Genomic DNA, 15,437 nt, shown 5'->3' with positions numbered 1-15,437 from the left:
GCGTCAACCTGAGCCATCAGCTCGCGGATCGCGTCTTCACCGATCTTCTTGTCGCTGTCTTCAAGAGCAGCAAGCGCCGAACCCTTGACGATCGGAATGTCGTCGCCCGGGAAGTCGTAGGACGACAGAAGTTCGCGAACTTCAAGCTCGACGAGTTCGAGAAGCTCGGCGTCGTCAACCTGGTCGACCTTGTTGAGGAACACGACGATCGCCGGAACGCCAACCTGACGGGCAAGCAGGATGTGCTCGCGGGTCTGCGGCATCGGGCCGTCAGCGGCAGAGCAAACCAAGATCGCGCCGTCCATCTGGGCAGCACCGGTGATCATGTTCTTCACGTAGTCGGCGTGGCCGGGGCAGTCAACGTGCGCGTAGTGACGGTTCGCCGTCTCATACTCAACGTGCGCCGTCGAAATCGTGATACCACGGGCCTTTTCTTCAGGCGCGGCGTCGATCTGGTCATACGCCTTGAATTCGCCGAAGAACTTCGTGATCGCTGCCGTCAGCGACGTCTTGCCATGGTCAACGTGACCGATCGTGCCAATGTTGACGTGCGGCTTATTGCGCTCAAACTTGCTCTTTGCCATGTGAATTGCTTCCTGTGAACGTGAAGTAGTTTCCCCGGCGAACCGGTTTGGTGTCGCCGTTTAAGGCTTTGTAAGCGAATGCGCAAGACTTAATTGCGAAAGCGCCTGCGCGCGCGGCTTAAGTGCACCTCGAGCCGCGTATATGGTGCACACCTGGAGGCATTTAAAGCCCGACAGGCCGTCACACCATGGCGATACGCCGATGGCCATCCCCTCCCATCGCGATCACTAATCAAGATATTTCCATCACAACTTCTTTACCGCTGCGGCCTTCTTGGCTTAAGGACAATTCATCGCCGGGGGGAGACGGGCGATCGGACGGGCGTGCCGGTTGGCAAAGTCCATTGATCCGCCGCTTCCCCCCGCGTCCTTCTTTCCGGTTCAGGACAAACCCATGGAAATTTTTACAGCCGCCGGCTTCACGGCATTCTTGCAGGTCATCGCAATCGACCTCGTCCTGGCGGGCGACAACGCCATCGTCATCGGCCTTGCGGCCGCCGGCCTGCCCGCCCATCTCCGCCGCAAGGCGATCCTCGTCGGCATCATCGCCGCCACCGTGCTGCGTATCGGTTTTGCCGCCATCACCGTGCAGTTGCTCTCCATTGTCGGTCTCCAGCTTTTCGGCGGCCTGTTGCTCGCCTGGGTGTGCTGGAAGATGTGGTCGGAACTGCGCGAGGCCGCAGGCTCAATGGAAGACGAGGTCACCGACGAAGAGGCCGACCTGACCAAGGGTCACAAGACCTTCTTCCAGGCGGCGACCCAGATCGTGATTGCCGATGTTTCGATGTCCCTCGACAACGTCCTCGCCGTCGCCGGCGCTGCGCAGGAACATGTCACGGTGCTGATTATCGGCCTTGTCGTTTCGATCGCGCTCATGGGGCTCGCCGCCAACTTCGTCGCCAAGCTGCTGCACCGTTATCGCTGGATTTCCTATCTCGGCCTCATGGTCATTATCTATGTGGCGCTGAACATGCTCTATCACGGCACGATCGAGGTTCTGCCTTATATCAGGCCCTACCTCGGCTGAGACCGCCATTCAAGATGACACCACAAAGGCCCGGAGACGCCCGTTTCCGGGCCTTTTCATTGGCCGATCGGCGTATACGGCCGCCCCCGTTTCGACCGGCTGCAGAACAGGAAGAATCCGTCGCCGCGATGCCTTTCGGAAATGGACAAGACAGGGAAATCATCAATTTTCGCCAATGGTTTCTGGCAGTTGAGGTCAGCCACGGGCAAGCCTAGGGAGTTAGTTAGAGAGTCATAATAATAAAAAGAAAGGTAAAGCTGCCAATGGCTTATGACTGGAGTGGCGGGCGAACCCGCCGCCTTCGCAGGGTAAGGCTCGGCGTTGTCGCCAGCTCCCTTATCCTGCTGGCGCTTCTAGCGTCGCTCGTTCTTGGTTGAACGCGCCACGCGCGCACTTCCACGCTGACCGGCGGCATGGCAAGGTTTCAGAAACCGCCCTGCCGCCGCTCCATGGCTCCGCCGCCGCTCAGGATTTCTTCACATCAACGCAGTGAGTCGGCTGTTTCATCTCCGGATCAGCCATCACGTCGTAGAGATCCGCCTCGTCCCCCTTCGACCACCAGACATAGACGCCGCTCTCATATCGCGCGCCGGAACCGGAAATGACATTGGCGGCAACGGTCACGCCACTTTTCAGCCCAAGCCGCACGAGACTGATATCACCCGCATTGAAATAGACGGCCTCGACCTTGTCGGACCCGCACCGGTAAGTGGTCTCAACCTTCTCGACCACCGTGTCTTTCGTGAGCGGAATCACCAGATCGTCCGCCATGGCGGCGGGCGCGGCGAACAGGCTGACGGTTGCGAGGGTGAGCAGGGTTGCTGATTGTTTCATGATGGCCTCTCCGGTTTCGTGACATAGGTGACGCCAGTATAGCCAAAATATGGCAGCGGTGCCCTTACGTATAAAATATGCATTACGACGCAATACCCCGGCCACACTGACGCAGGATATTCATGAATTTTCTTTAATACTTATATATCGAGGCAGATTCAGCGAAACAGCCAATAAACGACGCCGAGGATAACGGTCCACATCAGCAGGGATATGGCGAGAACCGCGAGATAATTTCGAAATCGTCTTGTCATCCGCCCACTTGCCGGCGGGACCTATTGGAATGCCGCCGAAGTTGAATTGCTGGATGCGGGTCGAGCCGCAGCGTCAACCCGTCTTTATCAAGAGAATAAATCGTAGGCCATTCACAGATCTTACCCCTAAAACGGGGTGCTCCAAGCCACGCTGTTTCCGACAGCAAGACGTCCGCAAGCCGGTCGTGAGCGGGGATGTTACGCCCCCCCTTGTTCGCCGGCAACAGCAGAAAGGGTATAAACATCAAGTCCGGCGTAGTTCGGACACGCCCCGACCGTCCTGGATTAAGCACTGGCGCGGGTAGACACTGATCAACCCGCGCCAGCTTACGTCAGCTCTTGAGCGCCGTATTGCACAGGCTCCAATAACCGCCACCCTTCTGGATCCACTTGAGATCACCGAGTGTGCCGTCATTCTTGTTCTTGTGATAGGAGTCGACGCAGGTCTTCAGCCGCGCCTTCGCCGGGGTCTCGCTGGAGTATTTTTTATCGACAGCACTCGGGAAAGCCACGCCCTTCGGGGCCTTCATCGTCGGTTTTTCAGGCTCTTTTTCAGTCGTCGCCGCGACCTGCTTGTCATCGGCTGCATCTTCGGCGGCGGCTTCGCTGCCGCAGAACTTCGCTCGATAGTCGTTCCACTTGATATCCTTGGCGGAACCGTCGGCTTTCGCCGCCTGATATTTCACGCTGCACTCCTTCATGGTGAGTGCGGCCGCGGGGGAAACGAACGCCGCCGATGCCAGCAGCGCGAATGAGGAGAGAATGACAGCCTTGTTAAACATGGAAGACTCCCGTGTGCATGATTGCCGGGCGACTATCCGACCGGATTTTCCACTTGTCAACGAGCAGCGCAGCAGGCGTGCAATGCCCTGATGAAGCCGGATAAAACGGCCTTTCTGGGCGTGAGATGCGGTTGCCGTCGCATGCAACGTGTAGCCGGGATAACCTCCATCAAGAATCACGTATTCGTGTGAAGTCAATCCCTCACCGGAACGAAATTCCTAAATTTTCGTTAGCATCTCGAACGAATAACGAGGATTTATCGATGTTGAGGATGCCGAAGACTATCTCCGCGCTCGCTCTTGGCGTCGCATTATCTGCCGCTTCAATCGCGCCCGCCAATGCCCTGAGCCTTATTCAGCCCGCCTACGAAACGGAGGCCCAGCCGTCCGACCAGCGAGGCTACCCCGCGACCGCTTTTGCTGCCGGAAAAGGCGAAGACGCCACATCGGAGGGCTATGCCCTCTCACAGAGCGAAATCAACCACGTCAAATGGTGCGCTGCGCGTTACGCATCCTACCATGCGACAGACAATAGCTATATGGCGCCCACCGGCAGCCGCACCCAGTGTCGCTCGCCCTATTAATGGGCAAGCGGCTCAACGCTTCCGCGAAAACAAGATAAAATTTACCTTAAATTCTATTGATCTGAACCTTTTCAGCCGGCCGCCGTTTGACACGCAAGCGAATGGGGAAAGCATGATGTTGTGGAATTTGGAAAAATTGAATCAAGAGCGCATTGAGCTGATTGAGGTTATCGGCGCCCTGCGTCGAGCGGAGCGCATGGCGACCCATGATCGTGCGACGATCTTCGAGGAAATAACTGCCCATATGAGCAGGTTGAGCGAATTGGATGCCGAAAGATTGCGGCTTCAGTCGACCCTGGAGCCCTCGTGAAGCGAAGAATGTTCGCTTCTTGGCTAGGCCGCTGCGTCAGGTTGCGCGCACACGATAAGCCCGAAAACCAAACGAACGCGCAAACACCAGCTGATTGTGTAAATTTTTGGAAAGTTTGGAGCGGGTAGCGGGAATCGAACCCGCGTATTCAGCTTGGAAGGCTGCTGCTCTACCATTGAGCTATACCCGCGGTGGTGATTTCGATCCGTGCAGAATGGTGGAGGGAGTTGGATTTGAACCAACGTAGGCGTAGCCAACGGATTTACAGTCCGTCCCCTTTAACCACTCGGGCATCCCTCCAGCTTTCTGCTAGGATCGAGCGACCAAGCTCTTCAGATTTCGCTGCGGCGAAGCGCCGTTGCGTCGTCTGTGGCGCGTATATGACGGCCTCGTTCGTTTCTGTCAACACGCCCTTTCACGAATTTTCTGGAAAAAATTCAAACCGCTTTGCCACCCTGTGGATTATCGCGGGGGCTGGTGCGCGGCTGCTCGCGGAGATATAAGGCGCCATGAGCAAAGACGATACCAATAACAAATCCACCCGCGACACGCACTACGCCAACCTGCGCCGTGCCGTGCGCGACGCCAAGCGTGAGCGTGGCGAAATTCCGACCCCGCAGCAGCCGAAGCGCCGCAACCGTGGCGCTGACGACTGGAAGCCGCCGCAGCCGGCGCCGGATCAGGTTCATCTCTATGGGCTACACACCGTGCGCGCCGCGCTCGCCAATCCCGAGCGGCAGATCGTCAAGCTCTCCGTCACCCAGAATGCCTTCGCCCGGCTGGACATCGGTGAAGCGGAGGCGCAGCCATTCCCGGTTGAGATTGTCTCGCCGCAGGATATCGACCGCGTGCTCGGCCCGGAAGCGATCCATCAGGGCGTAATGCTGGAAACCCGACCGCTGCCGGTCAAGCGGCTCGGCGCGCTGAAGGACAGCCCGCTCATTCTCGTGCTCGATCAGGTCACCGATCCGCACAATGTCGGCGCCATCATGCGCTCGGCAGTCGCCTTCAACGCCGGGGCGGTCATTACCACAATGCGTCACAGCCCGACCGAGTCGGGCGTGCTGGCGAAATCGGCATCCGGCGCGCTGGAACTCATTCCCTATATCCAGATCACGAACCTGGCGGATGCGCTGGGCGAGTTGCATAAACTCGGTTTCTTCTCCGTCGGACTGGATTCGGAAGGCCCTGCCCCCATCGAGCAGACGTTCAGCGGTGAAAAAATTGCGCTGGTTCTCGGCGCCGAGGGCAAGGGGCTGCGGCAGAAGACCCGCGAAACCGTGTCCGCGCTCGCCCGTCTCGATATGCCAGGCGAGATCAAATCGCTCAACGTGTCGAATGCCGCAGCGATCGCGCTTTACGCAACGCAGCAATTTCTGGGCAAAGCGTCGGCCTGACGCTTTCCCTTCCTTGCGAAATGGAAACGCGCATCGCATGTTGCGCCTTTGTCATTGCGCACGGAGAAAATCTCAACATGACTGAGCAGACCATTAAACCGACCGGCGAGCTGACGTTGCGAACGCTCGCCATGCCGGCCGACGCCAATCCGGCCGGTGATATTTTCGGCGGCTGGGTCATGTCTCAGATGGACTTGGCAAGCGGCATCCGCGCCGCAGAACGGTCCCGCTGTCGCGTGGTCACGGCCGCAGTCAAGGAAATGGCCTTTGAACTGCCGGTGAAGATCGGCGATACGCTATCCATCTACACCGATATCGCCCGCGTCGGACGCACCTCCATTACGCTGACTGTCGAAGCCTGGGCGCAGCGCTCCCGCTACGATAAGCTGGAAAAGGTAACGGCTGGCACCTTTATCATGGTGGCCATGGACGAAAACGGACAGCCGACCCCCATTCCCGCTGCGGAATAACCACCGCGAAATCGGGTGGCGACGTCGCCACCCATCGCTTATTTGAAACCTAAGGTGCCAAGCGCCCCCTCACGCCTGGACGACAGTTGGCGCCGAGGGAAACGCCGCGCTCAGAACATCGTGTTGCTGTTCGCTGCATTTTCCGGAACGGGCTGGATCACGTCCCAATGTTCGGTGATCTTGCCGTCGGTCACACGGAAAATATCGACGATGGCCCTGCCGCGGTCACCATCATTTTCCGTCGAATGAATGTGCAGATAGACCAGATCACCATCCGTCGCGCTGCGCACGATCCGGGCTTTCGACTGAGGATTTTCCTTGAAGAAACCGGTGAAGTAATTGACGAAGGGCGCCTTTCCATCCGGCACCATGGGATTGTGCTGCTTGTAGCTATCGACAAGCACGGCAGCTCCCTTCTCCACCTCATGCTTGTTGAAGACCGTGTCGTAGAACTCGATCACCAGCTTGCGATTGGCTTCTTCCTGGCCGAAATCCCGCTTTGCGGTTTCGGCAAGCAGCGGTCCGGCCACCAACCCCGGTGCAAGCGCGAGCGTGACGACGGCGAGGCGACGTGTGAGAAAATTCATGGATCGCTCCTTTCAATAACCGACGGTAAAACGCTGACGGGAATGCTGCGGCTTCTCGATTTCATCGACAAGCGCGACGGCATAATCTTCAAAGGAAATGCGGCTCCCCGCCTCGTTGCTGAGAAGACTATCCTTGCCTATGCGGAATTTGCCCGTTCGGTCCCCCGGCACGAATTCGGCTGATGGTGACAGGAAGGTCCAATCGAGTTCCTTTTCCTGCTTCAGCAGATCCAGAAACTCGGCGCCCTTGGTCGCCTCGGCCTTATAGGCGGCCGGGAAATCCGGCAGGTCGACCACGCGTTGGCCCGGTGCGATTTCGAGGCTTCCGGCACCACCGACTACAAGATACCGCGGAACGCCGGAGGCCCGCACAGCCTCGATCAGCGTCTTCGGATCACTCGCCGTAAAATGGACCGAGCTGATCACGGCATCGTGACCCCTCAAAAGCGCGGCAAGCGCTTCACCATCGAACACATCGCCCGTCTTTGCCACCACGCCGCGCAGGGTGGAAATTTTTTCGGGGTGGCGGGCGATCGCCGTCACCTCATGTCCCCGGTCGGAAAGCTCCTTCAGAATACGGGACCCGGCATTGCCGGATGCACCGATGAGCGCGATTTTAGCCATGACATCTTTCCTCTTGTGAATATCGTTATCGGTCTAATTTATAGACCGCAGGAAACAGCTATGGTATCGCAGCGCTGGCCGCAAGAAGTCAGCGGCGGCTGATCTGGTCACATGGCAATGACCTACATGGGCGACGGGCACAGGAATAGGATATGGCGGAAACGCAAACCAAAGAGGCATTCACCTTTGAGCAGCCCTGCCCTATCCGGGATGTGCTGGACCGTATTGGCGATCAATGGAGCCTGCTTGTTCTGGAAGCCCTGCAGGGCGGCGTGCAGCGTTTCAACGAGTTGAACCGCAAAATTGACGACATTTCCAAGCAGATGTTGTCCCGCACGCTCAAACGGCTGGAAGAAGACGGCTTCATCCGACGCACGGTTTACGCCGAGGTTCCTCCGCGGGTGGAATATGAACTGACCAATCTCGGCCACTCGTTTCTGGTGCCGATGCAACTGCTCGTGCAATGGGCAGACGAGAACCATGTCCGCATCTGCAAGGCCCGCCTGAACTATTCCGAGAACGATAGTCGGAGTTGACGGAAGCGCCGCGGAGTGCGTCGTGCTCGATGGTCTCCTCGAGGATCTCGAGAAACAGCTCGTCGCGCCGCTCAAGGATAACTATCGCCAAAACCTGGCGTCGTTTCAGCAATCATTCCTTGGAGGAACCCCTGGCGGTTGAACGCCTGGGCCCTCCCTGAAAACCAGCCGCGTCTATCCCAGCCGGTAAGCCTTACAAACCAACCCGTGCGGCTGGCGATAGGTCGTGAAGCCCATGGCCTCATAATAGGCCTGCCCCAGCAGGTTGTCGGCACCGATGCTGGCGTCGATATTCTGGAGACCTTTCGCTTCCGCCGCCTGACGCGTCGCCGCAAACAGTGCGGAACCGACGCCTTTTCTCGCCGCCCGGGGACTTACATGGGTTCCGATGATGCCCCAGCCTTGCGCAACACCATAGGGATTGTCCGGTCGTGCATAGCGCAACGACTGAAACCCAAGGATACGCCCATCCTCGTCTTCGGCGACCGAGCATTCGATACGGTCGGCGTGCTCGATATAATTCGCCAGCACCGTCATGACATCCGTCGGCGCTTTGCGCAGGCCAGCCGAAAATATCTCGTTCTGGACCTCGGCCATCGCCGCTGCATCATCGCTCGTTGCGGGCCGTATTTTCATCGACGAATTACCTCACATATCTTGAGATCAATCTCGAATCGCGATCAAGCCGCTTTTGCTTCGGCGCGGTGTCCGCACCAGTTTATGGCTCGAAATCGCCGTTCGCCAAAGCGGAATCGATTTCCGCCGAGTTCAAGGGACCGACACCATCCGCGCCGCAGCGCATTCGCGCGGATATCGTTCCCGGCTCTTCGTTTCCTTTTTGTACTCATTTTTTCATCGCCTCCCCTTCACTTTGCGACTGACTCCCTCCATATTTCGCCCATGGCCAGATCACCGAAAAACTCCACCTCCTCCCGTCAAGGCTTCGAGGAAGCTCCGCAATCGTCCTTTGAAGGTGCGCCGCTCAGCGGCAGCGTCGCCGATTGGGTGAAGCAGTTGGAGGCCGAAGCCGAAGCCGGCTCCGTGGAAACGCAACGGGAAATTGCTTCGAAAGCGGGCAAGCACCGCAAGAAGATCGAAATCGAAGCGCGCAAGGAAGCACAGAAAGCGGCTTCGAAGACGGCGAAAAACACCACGGCCTCCAAGACGGCGCGCGGTGTATCGATCGGCGCATCAAGCGACCCGAAGACCCGTGCCGCCGCCGGTCTTAACCCAGTCGCGGGCATGGATGTGTCCCTTGAAGAAGCGGCGAGCCTCGCACCCGGCTCTGTGACCGCGACTGTCGATGCGCTGTCGAAGCTGATCGAGAGCGGCAACCCGCTGTTCAAGGACGGCAAGCTGTGGACGCCGCACCGCCCGGCCCGCCCGCCGAAATCCGAAGGCGGCGTGCCGATCCGCATGGCTTCGGAGTACAAGCCCGCAGGTGACCAGCCGACAGCCATTGCCGACCTTGTCGAAGGCATCAATTCAGGCGAGCGCAGCCAGGTGCTGCTGGGTGTTACAGGCTCGGGCAAGACTTTCACCATGGCCAAGGTGATCGAGGAGACGCAGCGACCGGCCGTCATCCTCGCGCCCAACAAGACGCTGGCGGCGCAGCTCTATTCGGAGTTCAAGAACTTTTTCCCCGACAATGCGGTGGAATATTTCGTCTCCTACTACGATTATTATCAGCCCGAAGCCTATGTGCCGCGCTCCGACACCTTCATCGAGAAGGAATCTTCGATCAACGAGCAGATCGACCGGATGCGCCACTCCGCCACCCGCTCGCTGCTGGAACGCGACGACTGCATCATCGTCGCTTCGGTTTCGTGCATCTATGGTATCGGCTCGGTTGAAACCTATACGGCCATGACCTTCCAGATGCAGGTGGGCGACCGCTTGGACCAGCGCCAGCTTCTCGCCGACCTCGTTGCCCAGCAATACAAACGTCGCGACATGGATTTCCAGCGCGGCTCTTTCCGCGTGCGCGGCGATACCATCGAAATCTTCCCCGCCCACCTTGAGGATGCCGCCTGGCGCATCTCGATGTTCGGCGACGAGATCGATTCGATCACGGAATTCGACCCGCTGACCGGCCAGAAGACCGGCGACCTGCAATCGGTCAAGATTTACGCCAACTCGCACTATGTCACGCCGCGTCCAACCCTGAACGGCGCGATCAAGTCGATCAAGGAAGAGCTGAAAGGCCGCCTTGCCGAGCTGGAAAAGGCAGGACGCCTGCTGGAAGCCCAGCGACTGGAACAGCGCACGCGCTACGACATCGAGATGCTGGAAGCGACCGGTTCCTGCGCCGGGATTGAAAACTATTCGCGTTATCTCACCGGCCGCAACCCCGGTGAGCCGCCGCCGACTTTGTTCGAATATATCCCTGACAATGCGCTGCTGTTCATCGATGAAAGCCATGTTTCCGTCAGCCAGATCGGCGGCATGTATCGCGGCGACTTCAGGCGAAAGGCGACGCTGGCCGAATATGGCTTCCGCCTGCCCTCCTGCATGGACAACCGCCCACTGCGCTTCGAGGAATGGGATGCGATGCGCCCGCTCACCGTCGCGGTTTCGGCCACCCCCGGCTCCTGGGAACTGGAACAGTCCGGCGGCGTCTTCGCCGAACAGGTCATCCGTCCGACAGGACTGATCGATCCGCCGGTGGAGGTACGCTCCGCCCGCAGCCAGGTGGACGACGTTCTCGGCGAAATCCGCGAGACCGCCGCCAAGGGTTACCGCACGCTCTGCACCGTGCTGACCAAACGCATGGCCGAGGACCTCACCGAATATCTGCATGAGCAGGGCGTTCGCGTCCGTTACATGCACTCCGACATCGACACGCTGGAGCGCATCGAGATCATCCGCGACCTGCGCCTTGGCGCTTTCGACGTTCTCGTCGGCATCAACCTGCTGCGCGAAGGTCTCGACATCCCGGAATGCGGTTTTGTCGCGATCCTCGACGCCGACAAGGAAGGTTTCCTGCGTTCGGAAACCTCGCTGATTCAGACTATTGGCCGCGCCGCCCGTAACGTTGACGGCAAGGTCATCCTCTATGCCGACAATATCACCGGTTCGATGAAGCGGGCGATGGAGGAGACCGCCCGCCGCCGCGAAAAGCAGATGGCCTACAATGCGGAACATGGCATTACGCCGGAATCGGTGAAGGCGAAAATTTCCGATATTCTCGATTCGGTTTACGAGCGCGACCACGTCAGGGCCGATATATCGGGCACATCAGGCAAGGGGTTCGCCGATGGCGGCCACCTCGTCGGCAACAATCTTCAGGCCCATCTCAACGCGCTGGAAAAATCCATGCGCGACGCCGCGGCCGACCTCGACTTCGAAAAGGCCGCCCGCCTGCGCGACGAGATCAAACGCCTCAAGGCCGCCGAACTCGCCACTATGGACGACCCCATGGCCAAGGAAGAGGCACGCGCTATTGAAGGCGGCGGTAAAAACAACAGACGAAGCCACTCGTCTATCTCCTCCGCTGAGGGGGAGACGTCCGCTAGAACAGAGGGGGGTGAGCCACACGCCGCAACCTCCCTCTTCGCCAAACCCTCGCTGGACGAAATGGGCCCCGGCTCGGACGCGGGGAAGCCGCTGTTCCGCAGAAACACGCTGGACGAAATGACCGTGGGCAGAACCGAAAAGCCCGTGCGCGGCGCGGTGCCCGACAAGCCCGAAACCCAGGCAGGAAAACGCTTCTCACCGCTGCTGGAGGGACAGCCGGAGCGCGCCACGGACGATCCACGACCGTTGGTCCGCGGCAAAATCGGTGCGGGCTCCTATGAGGATGCCGGAGAGCAGAAGCGCAAAAGCAGGACAAAGGGCAAGACGGGCCGGCCGGGTCGGTGAGCGGTAGGTGACGTGGGAAGAACGTAATCGGGACGACAGAATACGGGGAGGAATATTAATGCATCGACATGGCCTCGCCGCATCGCTCCTCCTCCTTTTCGCCAGCTCGGCTCTTGCCGGACAAATCGAAGACGCCACGTTCCATAGTGCCGCCCTCAATGCGCCGCTTGCCGTGAACATCTACCGCCCCGATGGCGCGCCGCCTGACAATGGCTGGCCCGTACTTTATCTGCTGCACGGCCATGATGGCGACGAGAACAGCTGGCGCGACCTCGGCAATATAGAGAAGACGCTTGATACGCTCATAGCAGCAGGCGCTATCCGTCCGCTCGTTGTCGTGATGCCGGGCGTGAAGAATAGTTGGTATGTGGATTCCGCGGCCGTCGGCGGCCCCGGCGATTACGAAACGGCCTTGACCGGCGACCTCCGTCACCAGATTGAGAAAACGCTTCCGGTGCGGAAAGATCGGGAAGGTCGCGCCATCGCCGGGCTTTCCATGGGCGGTTTCGGCGCGCTGCATCTCGCCTATGGCCACGAGGACCTTTACGGCGCCGTTGCGAGTCTCTCCGGCGCCATATGGCAGAATGTTCCCGCGTCCGATCTGGACAAGACCCCGGCCGAACTCAAGCTCATTCAGGACAGCGCCTTTTTTCATCAGGTCGATCGCACCACCTTCACAAGCGGCATCGTCCTGCCTTCAACCGGCGACCACTTCTCCGGTGCTTTCGGCACCCCTTTCGATGCGCGTCTGTTCAATGAAAAGAACGTTTTCACGCTCGTTGCCCAGCATGTTGCCGAGAGTGAGGATTTGCCTGCCACCTATCTGACGGTTGGCGACGATGACGGTTTCTTCCTCTGGCGCGGCGCCATCGCCCTGCACGAGACATTGCAGGCCGACAAGCGCAAATCCGAACTGCGAGTCACTGACGGCGACCACGTGTGGTCCGTCTGGAAGGTCTCCATCATCGATGCCTTGAAATTTATCGACGGAGAGTGGGACAAGGCGGCCGACGTCGCCAGCGACTAATAGCTCGCTCCCGTGCCGACTCATTCATGTCCCGGATCGCTTCTTCCCGGCTTTCTTGTCCACATTCAGCGCCACCGCAGCCCTGATCAGCGCCGCCAGCGCTTCCTCATTGACGCTATCCCCTTCGTGAAAGTCGATCGCGCGCCGCGTGTTTCCTTCCAGACTGGAGTTGAACAGGCCGGACGGGTCTTGCAGCGATGCCCCCTTTGCGAATGTCATCTTGACGGTAGCCTTGTAGGTTTCGCCCGTGCAAAGGATACCCGCATGCGACCACACCGGCACGCCGCGCCATTTCACCTCTTCAACGACGTCAGGATCAGCCATTCTGATGACCGCGCGAATTTGCGCGAGCGTAATGCCGCGCCAGTCGCCAAGTTCCGCAATCTTTCGGTCGATGATGTCAGACGCCGCGATTTCCTCCGCATCTTTTTCAGTTACCATTTTTACCATGACGCCTCCCGATGCAAGCTTGGTATGTCCGCAAACAGCTACACCGGTTTCCAGCTTAAACCAAATTTTCCTTTCCTCTAACGCGGAACCAAATTGGCCTTCTGCCGTTTCTTCCCCGAACGCAATGTTCAGCATACAAAGGGAAGAAACATCATGAAAATCAATGTCATCGCTCTCGCTGCCGCAGCAGCGCTTACCTCTTCCGTGGCCTTTGCCCAGACGGCAACCACGGCCCCTGCTGCTGGCGCGGACGCCACCCTGTCCGGCCCTGGAATCACCATGGGCACCAAGGCAAACGGCCCGCTGAAGTTCATCAACGTTCAGAAGACGGACCTCACGGCCTCCCAGCTTGATGGCATGGACATCTACAACGCGCAGAACGAAAACATCGGCGAGATCGAAGATGTCGTTATCGGCGACGGCAAGACCGTGATCGGTCTCGTTGCCAGCGTCGGCGGCTTCCTCGGTATCGACAAGAGCTACGTCGTTCTCGACCCGGCCTCGGTCGCCGTCAATAACGATAACGGCACGTGGAAGGCCTATGTCGACACGACGAAGGACGCGCTGCAGAACGCTCCCAAGCTCGATTATGACAAGCTGGACGACTGATTACCCCTGCGGTCGCACACTTGTCTCCCCCGCGCCGAGGCGCGGGGGTTTTCGTATGAGCATTATCCGAACCGAGATCCCATCGGCGGCCAACATTTCCTTGTCTGGCCCGCCTGCCCTCGACTATCTTCGGCACGCAAATCACCAAGGATCAATGCGTGCCCGCCCATAAGTTCTTACCCCTTTTCGTCAGCGCCGCCCTTCTCGTGAGCGCGATTCCCCTCTCGGCGCAGACCGGCTGGAAACCCGCCGAGCAGATAAAGACCTATGCCATCAGTGGCGGTTCGGGCGGGGCGCTGTATCAGTCAATCGGCGAACGCGGCCCGATGGCCGGGGTACAGGCCATTGCCCACACCACCTTCAAGCTCACCTGGCGTCGGGATTATCGCCCGCAGCCGGATGGCGCCTGTGTGCTCGCCAGCGCCAGACCCAATCTGACGATCATTTACACGTGGCCGAAAGCGCCTGCCAATCTGCCGCCCGCCGTCGCTGCCAGCTGGAAAACCTTCATCACGGGTGTCGAAACCCATGAGCGCGTGCATGGCGGCCATATTCTCGACATGGTGAAGAAGATCGAGGCCTTCAGCATCGGCCTGAGGGCGGAAGACGATCCAAAATGCCAGAAGGTGCGCGCCGTGTTGCAGCAGCGGCTTGGCGAACTCTCCAACGAACAGCGCCAGCGCGGTCGAGATTTCGACCGGGACGAGCTTTCTCCCGGTGGGCGGGTGCACCAGCTTATTCTCGCGCTCGTCAACGGTCCCTGAAACGGGCTATTCCGCCGCCTCGCCTTTCAGCAGCGGCTCTGCAAGCGTGACGCTCTCCAACTCGTAGGAGTAGCCCTCGAGCATCGTGTAAGCCTGCTCAATCGCCTCGATCTGCGCTTCGGCATTGCGGATCGCCTCGGCGATGGACTGGCTGCGGGCGCGCAGCATGGAGCTCAGCACGTCGGTGTCGGGCTTGCGGCCGAGGCGGTCCATATGCTTGCGAACCCGGGTACGGTGCCGTTCGAGCTCTAGGATATGAAAGCGACTTTTCAGAATGTCGTCGGTCAGCTTGCGTCGCATGGCGGCGACGGGATCGAAGCTGCCGGGCTCGCGCTCGTCCAGAATGAATTCATTGACCAGCGTCTCCAGCATCAGCAGGCCCTTCAGGTCCTTGGCGTCGGCCAGCTGCGGATCGTAGCCGGTGTCGTCGAACACCTTGCGCCGCACGGGATCCTTGAGAAGCTCATAGGCGGTTTGCAAACGCGCGAATTGTTCGGCATCGCCGCCGCTGTCAGGATGCGCGGCCTTGGCCACCTTGCGGTAGGCAGACTTGATCGCCGCCTCGTCGGCATCGCGTTCCACGCCAAGCAAAACATAGGGATCAATCACAAAAACACCTTCAGACGCATACTCTCACCCGCAGACCTGCCATCAATCTCGCATGCCTCACAGATGGATCATAAGCCAAATCCACCCAACGCGGCACCCCGCGCCAGCGGTTAAACCGGCAAAGCCAC

At 59.2% G+C, this 15,437-nt stretch carries 18 protein-coding genes and 2 tRNA genes; 10 read left to right on the top strand and 10 right to left on the bottom strand.

Annotation, left to right across the window (positions count from 1 at the left end; all coding sequences use genetic code 11):
- The coding region (locus FS804_RS15530) for a GTP-binding protein (protein WP_144577480.1) at window positions 1-584 on the bottom strand (584 nt) is incomplete at its 3' end.
- Between the two features lie 394 nt (window positions 585-978).
- Between FS804_RS15530 and FS804_RS15525 the strand changes: the two genes are divergently transcribed.
- Window positions 979-1,611, top strand: coding sequence for a TerC family protein (locus FS804_RS15525; RefSeq protein ID WP_063949082.1), 633 nt, complete (start codon window positions 979-981; stop codon window positions 1,609-1,611).
- A 465-nt stretch (window positions 1,612-2,076) separates the two neighbouring features.
- Here FS804_RS15525 and FS804_RS15515 read toward each other — a convergent pair whose 3' ends face one another.
- A complete protein-coding gene (locus tag FS804_RS15515) occupies window positions 2,077-2,445 on the bottom strand; it encodes an MliC family protein (protein WP_144577478.1) in 369 nt (122 codons plus the stop codon).
- 586 nt (window positions 2,446-3,031) lie between these two features.
- Entirely contained in the window at window positions 3,032-3,481 is a 450-nt protein-coding gene (locus FS804_RS15510; RefSeq protein ID WP_063948566.1) for a hypothetical protein, read from the bottom strand.
- Window positions 3,482-3,744: 263 nt separating this feature from the next.
- Here FS804_RS15510 and FS804_RS15505 point away from each other — a divergent pair, with 263 nt between their 5' ends.
- Window positions 3,745-4,065 carry a BA14K family protein gene (locus FS804_RS15505; protein ID WP_186376817.1) on the top strand — a complete coding sequence of 107 codons (321 nt, stop codon included), beginning with the start codon at window positions 3,745-3,747 and terminating at the stop codon, window positions 4,063-4,065.
- Between the two features lie 115 nt (window positions 4,066-4,180).
- On the top strand, window positions 4,181-4,375 hold the full coding sequence (locus FS804_RS15500) for a hypothetical protein (RefSeq protein WP_144577476.1): 195 nt from the start codon (window positions 4,181-4,183) through the stop codon (window positions 4,373-4,375).
- A gap of 116 nt (window positions 4,376-4,491) precedes the next feature.
- On the opposite strand, the gene FS804_RS15495 is transcribed toward FS804_RS15500, so the two are convergent.
- Both FS804_RS15495 and FS804_RS15490 read right to left on the bottom strand, forming a co-directional pair.
- Window positions 4,492-4,565 (bottom strand) — tRNA-Gly (locus FS804_RS15495).
- A gap of 25 nt (window positions 4,566-4,590) precedes the next feature.
- Window positions 4,591-4,675 (bottom strand) — tRNA-Tyr (locus FS804_RS15490).
- Between the two features lie 209 nt (window positions 4,676-4,884).
- Here FS804_RS15490 and FS804_RS15485 point away from each other — a divergent pair.
- Both FS804_RS15485 and FS804_RS15480 read left to right on the top strand, forming a co-directional pair.
- A complete protein-coding gene (locus FS804_RS15485) occupies window positions 4,885-5,772 on the top strand; it encodes an RNA methyltransferase (protein ID WP_144577474.1) in 888 nt (295 codons plus the stop codon).
- A gap of 77 nt (window positions 5,773-5,849) precedes the next feature.
- Complete coding sequence (locus tag FS804_RS15480; protein WP_063949081.1) at window positions 5,850-6,242, top strand: acyl-CoA thioesterase; 393 nt, start codon at window positions 5,850-5,852, stop codon at window positions 6,240-6,242.
- Between the two features lie 110 nt (window positions 6,243-6,352).
- Here FS804_RS15480 and FS804_RS15475 read toward each other — a convergent pair whose 3' ends face one another.
- The gene (locus FS804_RS15475; RefSeq protein ID WP_144577472.1) at window positions 6,353-6,829 is read right to left on the bottom strand and encodes a nuclear transport factor 2 family protein; all 477 of its coding nucleotides are present in this window, start codon (window positions 6,827-6,829) and stop codon (window positions 6,353-6,355) included.
- Window positions 6,830-6,841: 12 nt separating this feature from the next.
- On the bottom strand, window positions 6,842-7,453 hold the full coding sequence (locus tag FS804_RS15470; RefSeq protein ID WP_144577470.1) for an NAD(P)-dependent oxidoreductase: 612 nt from the start codon (window positions 7,451-7,453) through the stop codon (window positions 6,842-6,844).
- 152 nt (window positions 7,454-7,605) lie between these two features.
- Here FS804_RS15470 and FS804_RS15465 point away from each other — a divergent pair, with 152 nt between their 5' ends.
- Window positions 7,606-7,989, top strand: a complete 384-nt coding sequence (locus FS804_RS15465; protein ID WP_144577468.1) for a helix-turn-helix domain-containing protein — start codon at window positions 7,606-7,608, stop codon at window positions 7,987-7,989.
- Window positions 7,990-8,163: 174 nt separating this feature from the next.
- Here the strand turns inward: FS804_RS15465 and FS804_RS15460 are convergent, their stop codons facing one another.
- Window positions 8,164-8,625, bottom strand: coding sequence for a GNAT family N-acetyltransferase (locus FS804_RS15460; protein WP_144577466.1), 462 nt, complete (start codon window positions 8,623-8,625; stop codon window positions 8,164-8,166).
- A gap of 264 nt (window positions 8,626-8,889) precedes the next feature.
- Here FS804_RS15460 and uvrB point away from each other — a divergent pair, with 264 nt between their 5' ends.
- Window positions 8,890-11,850 carry an excinuclease ABC subunit UvrB gene (uvrB, locus tag FS804_RS15455; protein ID WP_144577464.1) on the top strand — a complete coding sequence of 987 codons (2,961 nt, stop codon included), beginning with the start codon at window positions 8,890-8,892 and terminating at the stop codon, window positions 11,848-11,850.
- A gap of 58 nt (window positions 11,851-11,908) precedes the next feature.
- Window positions 11,909-12,877: an alpha/beta hydrolase family protein gene (locus FS804_RS15450; RefSeq protein ID WP_063948548.1), complete on the top strand. Its 969-nt coding sequence runs from the start codon at window positions 11,909-11,911 to the stop codon at window positions 12,875-12,877.
- A 24-nt stretch (window positions 12,878-12,901) separates the two neighbouring features.
- Here FS804_RS15450 and FS804_RS15445 read toward each other — a convergent pair whose 3' ends face one another.
- A complete protein-coding gene (locus tag FS804_RS15445) occupies window positions 12,902-13,327 on the bottom strand; it encodes a DUF1801 domain-containing protein (RefSeq protein ID WP_144577462.1) in 426 nt (141 codons plus the stop codon).
- A 153-nt stretch (window positions 13,328-13,480) separates the two neighbouring features.
- Here FS804_RS15445 and FS804_RS15440 point away from each other — a divergent pair, with 153 nt between their 5' ends.
- Complete coding sequence (locus FS804_RS15440) at window positions 13,481-13,936, top strand: PRC-barrel domain-containing protein (protein WP_063948546.1); 456 nt, start codon at window positions 13,481-13,483, stop codon at window positions 13,934-13,936.
- A gap of 158 nt (window positions 13,937-14,094) precedes the next feature.
- Entirely contained in the window at window positions 14,095-14,700 is a 606-nt protein-coding gene (locus FS804_RS15435) for a DUF922 domain-containing Zn-dependent protease (RefSeq protein ID WP_144577460.1), read from the top strand.
- Between the two features lie 6 nt (window positions 14,701-14,706).
- Here the strand turns inward: FS804_RS15435 and FS804_RS15430 are convergent, their stop codons facing one another.
- Window positions 14,707-15,309 carry a J domain-containing protein gene (locus tag FS804_RS15430; protein WP_063948542.1) on the bottom strand — a complete coding sequence of 201 codons (603 nt, stop codon included), beginning with the start codon at window positions 15,307-15,309 and terminating at the stop codon, window positions 14,707-14,709.
- Window positions 15,310-15,437 lie beyond the last annotated feature (128 nt).

The organism is Agrobacterium sp. DE0009, assembly GCF_007680755.1.
GTDB classification, from domain to species: domain Bacteria; phylum Pseudomonadota; class Alphaproteobacteria; order Rhizobiales; family Rhizobiaceae; genus Agrobacterium; species Agrobacterium tumefaciens_B.
This window is presented reverse-complemented; position numbering and strand designations above follow the sequence as displayed.